5 protein-coding genes and 2 pseudogenes are annotated in these 6,947 nt (G+C 57.6%); all 7 read right to left on the bottom strand.

All coding sequences use genetic code 11. The annotated features are described in order from the left end of the window. Positions 1-265: cytochrome ubiquinol oxidase subunit I (locus QD461_RS36205; protein WP_414091597.1), on the bottom strand; the 265-nt coding region annotated here is incomplete at its 3' end. A 171-nt stretch (positions 266-436) separates the two neighbouring features. Beyond that, entirely contained in the window at positions 437-1,174 is a 738-nt protein-coding gene (locus QD461_RS36210; protein WP_414091598.1) for a CBS domain-containing protein, read from the bottom strand. 215 nt (positions 1,175-1,389) lie between these two features. Continuing rightward, positions 1,390-2,706 carry an NRAMP family divalent metal transporter gene (locus QD461_RS36215; RefSeq protein WP_414091599.1) on the bottom strand — a complete coding sequence of 439 codons (1,317 nt, stop codon included), beginning with the start codon at positions 2,704-2,706 and terminating at the stop codon, positions 1,390-1,392. Beyond that, on the bottom strand, positions 2,703-3,239 hold the full coding sequence (locus tag QD461_RS36220) for a CBS domain-containing protein (protein WP_414091601.1): 537 nt from the start codon (positions 3,237-3,239) through the stop codon (positions 2,703-2,705). Before QD461_RS36220 ends, QD461_RS36215 begins: the two co-directional genes overlap by 4 nt. 9 nt (positions 3,240-3,248) lie before the next feature. Then, a pseudogene (locus QD461_RS36225) lies at positions 3,249-3,380 on the bottom strand (CBS domain-containing protein); the annotation flags it as partial. Positions 3,381-3,771: 391 nt separating this feature from the next. Further along, positions 3,772-5,070 (bottom strand): MgtC/SapB family protein, encoded by a 1,299-nt coding sequence (locus QD461_RS36230; RefSeq protein WP_414091600.1) that lies wholly within the window; start codon positions 5,068-5,070, stop codon positions 3,772-3,774. Positions 5,071-5,545: 475 nt separating this feature from the next. Next, positions 5,546-6,533 (bottom strand): annotated as a pseudogene (locus tag QD461_RS36235) (HAD-IC family P-type ATPase); the annotation flags it as partial. Positions 6,534-6,947 lie beyond the last annotated feature (414 nt).

The following is a 6,947-nucleotide window of genomic DNA, read 5'->3' on the forward strand; positions in this document are numbered from 1 at the left end:
CATAGTAGCTGTAATAGCTCCAGTTCATGCCGAACTGGAACTCCATCACGATGCCGGTGGCGACACCAATCGCGAAATTGATGCCGAAGAGCGTCCCCCAGAACTTCGTCATCTGGCGCCAGATCTGCCGGCCGGTCATGACATATGTCGTTTCCATGATGGCAAGCAGCACCGACAGGCCAAGCGTCAGCGGCACGAATAAGAAGTGATACAGTGCCGTCATGGCAAACTGCAGGCGCGATAACGCCACGATATCAAGTTCCATAGTCTTTCTCCCACCCCCTACGGTGTGTCTGACAGGAAGGCGGCGCCAAATGCGCCGGACTGAAGATGGCAACCCAACGATCCGGAACAGACGAAGCTGTCGCGCAGGTCATCGGATCGTTACGGTATGAATAATGCAGGTGGGATGGCGGCTTCATCGAGTGCCATCGCCTCACGCTAAAGGTGGTTGTATCGTCTCGATCGACGTATTTGGCGCCGGCATTGCAACACCGAGATAGGGATCGATCCAGGTGATCTGATCGATAACTGATTTGACCCCTGGTACGTTCTCTGCAGCAACCTTAGCAGCAAGACGTTCTCGCTCGTCGAAAACGCTGCCCGACAGTTCGACGACGCCGTCCGACACATGGACATTGATGAAGCCGTTCCGGCTCCAGCTCTGATGCGCCAGCTCTGCGATCACCGCATTCGCGATCTCGTCGTCGCCGGCTGGCAGCTTGTCCTTCGGCGGCATGTTTGCCAATGCCCGCATCAGGTCGGATCTACAGACCATTCCGACCACTTTACCCTGGACGACGACCGGCAAGCGTTTGACGCCATGCTTTTCCATCAGGTCCACTGCAACGGCGAGCTCGGCATCTGGAGCTATGGTCACGACCTCGGACGTCATTACCTCTTCGACGGTCCTACCATGGGAGAGCACATATTCATCGGCGAGTTTGCCAGGGCTTGTCAGAAACTCCAGCAACCAGGATCGCTTGCGTTCGGTGCTCAATTCGCCGCGGCGAAGGAAATCTGCTTCGCTAACTATGCCGACAAGGTTGCCGTCATCGGCGATGACCGGAAGACCGCTAACGCGATGATCGAGCATAATCCTTACGGCATCGATAACAGACATCGCCGGACCCACAGTAATTGCGGGCGCATTCATGACGGCTTGGATCAGCATGTTCATCTCCTTTTCAGAACGCATAGCGCGGCGATGGGAGGCCTTGCGCGGCGTGGTGAACCCAGAGTTATCAACACCTTCGCGGCGGCGCTTTGATCGGTGTCAAATTTGCGATGCGGCATGGAGGATGGGGTGATTTCAGCCGCCACGTCAGTTCCGCATAGCAGAAGAGCGGACTCAGGGATTTGAGCGCGAAGGCGAGGCCGCTGTTTCAACTAGGCTGGAACGAACATCATGACAGCGGCTACCCCCATGAGCGCGACGGTGATCCAGCCGATCCATGACGATATAGCTCCTATCCTATAAGGCCCCATGACCTTCGGGTCTGTAGCCAACAACAGTATGACGGCAATCAGGGGGACCGCGAGGAGCCCGTTGATGACAGCGCTCCAGAATAGAGCGTTCATGGGTGTGATCGGTGAGTACTGAATGATCAATGCGAGCAGCACACTTATTGCAATGACGCCATAAAAGCCCCGGGCATCATTCGGCGCTCGCTCCAGCCCGAATTTCCAGCCCATCGCTTCGGCCAAAGCATAGCCGGCGGAGCCCGCGAGCACTGGCACGCCTATGAGGCCGACGCCTAGAATTCCAAGCGCGAATATAAGGGCCGCGAATGGGCCGGCCAGCGGTCGAAGGGCACTGGCGGCCTGAGCGGCAGTGTCGATCTGCGTGATACCGGCGACATTCAGCGTCACGGCGGTCGCCAGAATAATGAAGAACGCAGTAAGGTTGGAATAGAGCATGCCGCTCCACGTATCCCAGCCAATCCGGTTAAGTTCGCCAGGTGCTTTTGCGCTATCTTCGTACAGCGGCCTCGCCTCCGGTGCTGCATTCATTTCCTCAACCTCTTCCGAGGCTTGCCAGAAGAAAAGATAGGGACTGATCGTTGTGCCGAAAACACCGACGACGACCGCCGCATAGGTCGATGTCGGAGTGATTGCCGGCCAGACCGTCCTTAGAGCAACTTGGTTCCAATCGACATGGACGGTGAAGAGGACCGCCGCGTAAGCCAAAAGCGAGATCGTCAGCCATTTCAGGAATGACACGTAACGATGGTAGGGAATGAAGACCTGAAGCGCGAGCGTGCCAAAGACGAAGAGCATTGTCATCAAATGACGGTTGAAACCGGTCACCAACTCCGCCACTTCGCCCATCGCGGCAACATCGGCGGCAATGTTCAATATGTTCGCTATCAGCAGCGAGAAGACCACCACATAGAGCACAACTGGCGGAAATGCGCTCTTTATGTTTGCTGCGAGCCCGCGCCCGGTCACACGACCAATCCGTGCGCAAGTCGCCTGGACGACGGCCATCATTGGAAACGATACTGGCATGGCCCAAAGGATATTCAGGCCAAATTGTGCACCGGCTTGGGAATAGGTTGCGATACCACTCGGATCATCATCGGCGACACCGGTGATGAGACCCGGTCCGACTTTGGCGAGCGGATGTTGGCGCAGACGCGCCAAGCGATCCGGAAGTCGCGAATACCAAGATCTCGGCCGGTCGGCTAACAGCTCCTCGCTCATTTGGCACCGTCAGAAATATTGTTGACGCTCGCCGGCGAAATTACGGATCGATCAGTATAGCCGCCGGTGCCCCGCACCCTCTCGATAAGGGCCTGGATCGCCCGACGCTCGACATCGGAATCGAGCCGTCCCCGAATCTGCACCCGTCCGTCTTTGACGACGACCTCGACCTTGTCGCGGCCAATCCCGAGATCCGTCGCAAGCCGGGTCCGGATGGCAAGCCCCAGTGCCTCGTCTCCTCTCGCGATCGTCTCGACAGGCGCATCGATAATCAGGTTCAGCAAGTCGCACCGGCTGATGATGCCGACGAGTTGGGAACCGTCGATGATAGGAACTCGTTTGATCCCGTTAGAGGTCATTATGCCGGCGATCCGGCCGATTTCCGTATCGGAGCTCGCGCTTATCACGTCGCGGCTCATCGCTTCAGCGACGGACCAACCGTGGATTTGTATATAGTTGCTCAGTTCGTGCCGTTCATCGGCGCCGCTCTTACCCTTGCGGATCGGACCCCAATTGCTTCCGAGCCGTGGCATGAGGTCTCCTTCGGTCAATATTCCACATACTGCGTCGTCATCGCCGACTACCGGAAGGCCACTTATGTCGTTGGCCCTGAGCAAAATGGCTGCGTTTCGAACACTCATGGTTGGCGAGACCGTGATGACGTTCCGTGTCATGATGTCTTTTGCTTGCACGATTATTCCTCACCTTCGGTTGCGACAGCTTTTCAACGATTGTGTCAGCCGACGCCCAGCTGCGGCTCTCTACGTTTCTGCACGAGGGAAAAGCTGTGGAGGCCGGTCAGTGCAGCTAGTCGCCTTTGGCTCCGCGCGTGGTTTGCTCTCCCTGTTTCCCTCGTGCGATGCAGTCTGTCGGGAAACGGTGCCTTTGCATTGATCGGTGTCAATATTGGCGCGGCAGGAGCGCCTCTGCCCACTGAACGTCCGAGGACTGCCTCGCGCATTTGACCTTCATGGAGAATGCACTAGTCCCCGGGGTCAAGCCTTCATCGGGCTGTGCATTCAGAGTCGATCTAGCGCAGACGAAGCTACCGAGTTGCCCTGATCGTTATTTCAGCAAGTGCTCCGTAAAGAGCTGCTCCACCACCGGCGTTGCTTCGAACACGCCGACGCCAGCCATTAGTGCAGTGCCGCTCGCCAAGAAAAAACGTGCACCATAGTCGCGACTTCCAAGGGTTAAAGCATATGATGCCTTTGCCAGCGTGTTGGCGATAACGGCCGCACCGAGAGCTGTTGCGGCAAATTCAGCACCGATGGTGTCAAAGATGCCAGCAATTGTGACGGTGATCGCATCAATATCTGCAAGCCCGGAGAGCGTTGAGACAACGAGCAAACCAGATTGCCCGAAAAAGGCAGCCGCGGCCCGCGCCAAAAAGCCGACAGCCACAAGGAGGAGCGCAGTTTTCAAAACGGAAAGCAGTTCGAACGGATTTCGCGCGCGGTGTTCGGTATGTCTCGCAGTATCATTCCGAGCAAAGATCAGCGAGAAACCGGCCATCACGAAAGCGGCCGCAACAAGTGCTGGGCTGAGGCGGCCTGCGATCGGTGGTGCAAGAATAGCAATATAGAGAAGCACCTTGAAATACGAAACGGCGTTTGCGGCCGTTGCACCAGCAACCAAGAGTGCAGCCGAATGCCCCGCCGCGCTGAGGCGGGCATTCGTAACGGCAATCGCGGTTGACGATACCAAGCCGTTGACCGCTCCAGCGACGAGCTCTCCACGAACTTGCCCGAATGCCTTGACCGCAACATAACCCAGGAAGGAAATGCCGGCGAGAAGAACGACCAATTGCCACGTGTCGGCAGGAGAAATCCCGCCGAATGGGCCGAGCGGTGCGGTCGGCAGGATTGGCAGGACGATGACAGCCATCGCAAGGAAAACAATCGCTGACCGCAACTCATTCCAACTCAGTGTTCGAACGAACTGATGTAGTATTTCGCGACTGGCCAGGATCGCTACGAGCGCAACGCCGCCTGCCGCCGCTAACCGCGCATTTCCGAGTACGGCGAGGGATCCCAGCGCAAATGTCGCCATCGCTGTGACGGTGGTGGTGACGCTGTAATTGCCCTCCGCGCGCAATTCCCGAAACTGATAGAGGCCGAAGATTGCGCTAAAGATCGCGAACATGGCGATGACGATCAGGCCATACCTTGCCGGCTCGACGGAAAGCGTCTGCTCAAGAAGACCAGAAAGACCGCCCAGCATGCCGGCGATCATGAAAGTGCGGATGCCCGCGGTCCGTTTTCCGGCACTTTCCTCGCGCTCGCGCCAATGGCGCTCTACACCGACGACTGCCCCGATAGCCAGTGCCAAACCAAGCCGCTCAAAAGATTCGACACTCTCCATCCCAATTCCTTATTCGAACCTGTTGCATCTGTGTTGCTTCATCATCACATCTTTCCGGCGCGTCTGCTCAATGAAATCGCCGCTCCGATGGGCACCCGTCTTGAAACCAAGCCGATGATCAAGCGAGGCTGCACGATTATTGGCTTAATGTCATCGCCATAGACGAACAGGCGCTTCTTTCCAGCCGGCTGGACGTATCTGCTGCAAAGTCACCCTTGCGATCCATTCATCCTCCATGTCATCCTCGGCCGGCCTATTGTTGTGACGCTCGGAGCGCTCGTGCATCATATCGGTCGAGACAAGCGCGAATATGCCCGCTTGACGTTGTCGAAAACCAAGTCCGTGCCGGGCTTGGATGTCTTGGGTGCTACATCGGAGTGGGATCATGGTCTTTGCCTCGCTTCGTGCATCGGGTCTCGTTGGAAAGCCTTAGCCGCCCGATTGCCGAGCTCCGGAATGCCTTGGGGGGAGGGGCTCAGGCGACTGATCGCTGCTTCGCGCTATCGGGCGAGTTTGGCTCGCAGACGGCCGGCAGATGCGGTTGGATGCGCAGCGCGCGCAGAGCATTCAAAATGACGGCAAGGTCGATCACCTCCTGCTGAAGAGCCCCTTCATATCAAGGACTGAAAAACCGATCCCGGTCGCGACGCTTTCGAATGCAATGCGCCGAGAGCGGCGGGCGATCTCGACGCCAACCCCAAGCTGGTCGATGCGGGCAACGAGCAGGACGACATCGGCCGCCTCTGCGGACGGGGCGGCTCCGCGCGCTCCCATGGCAACGCCAACATCTGCGGCTGCCAGCGCCGGCGCGTCGTTCACGCCGTCACCCACCATCATCACCGGACCATTCTTCCGTTCAGTGAGAATTGTCAGGACCTTTTGGTCCGGCGTCAGGCCCGCGCAGAGCCCGTCGAGGCCGAGTCCTTCTATCACGCGCTCTGCGACCTCAATGCGGTCACCGGGTGCGAGCAGGATCCGTTTGATGCCTTCCTGACGCAGTTTGGTCAACACCACTCCGGCTCCCTCTCGCAGTGCATCGGCCATGACGAGATGACCTGCCAAACGGCCGTCCACGGCGACAGCAACAAGTACCGAGCCGGCCGAGAGTGCCTGATGACGACCTGCCGTTCGACCCGTTTGCCGCTCTACGAAATCTTCTCCACCCACGATGACGCTCTGACCGTCAACCTTTCCGATAACGCCTTCCCCAGGATCTCGGTTGCATCCGATGGCACCGGTAGCGTTAAGCCTCGTCGCTGAGCAGCCGAAACGATGGCTTGGGCTACTGGATGCTTGGTCAGGTGCTGCTGCAAAACGGAATACATCGTCTTCGGACATGCCTAGGGGCTTTCGATCGCGATAATCTCCGGACGGCCGTCGGTAAGGGTGCCTGTTTTATCGAGCACCAATGTGCGGATGCGTGCCATCATTTCCAGAGGCTTGCCACCTTTGATCAACACCCCAATCGGTGAAGGAAAACTGGTCCTAGTGCACGTTGCGCAGGACTGTGGACCGGTTTTGCAACGACGGCACGCGTAGAGCCCAGGACTTAAGGCGCAACAAGCGTATCTTGGGGATCGCGATGCGCGCTGAATAGCTTTTGCTAGGCCATTTCGAACGGGGGCAATTTGGCCTCGTTCGACGATACCCCATCCTGTCACCGAGACGTTGATCTAGATTTCGCCATCCGAATCGGATCATTGCCGAGGGCTAAAATTAGTAAGGTGGAGTATGCATGGAGATGAATGCACGCGACCGCGACCTTGTTGAGGTTATGAAGCGGTACTTTGCTGTCAAGGCCGAGGTAGAGGATGTAAAGATCCGCCTCGAAGCGGCAAGGCGGGAAAGCGGCGAGGAGATCGAGGTCTTCTACAATC

Origin of the sequence: Rhizobium sp. BR 314, from assembly GCF_047445805.1 — a bacterium.
GTDB lineage: Bacteria > Pseudomonadota > Alphaproteobacteria > Rhizobiales > Rhizobiaceae > Rhizobium > Rhizobium lusitanum_B.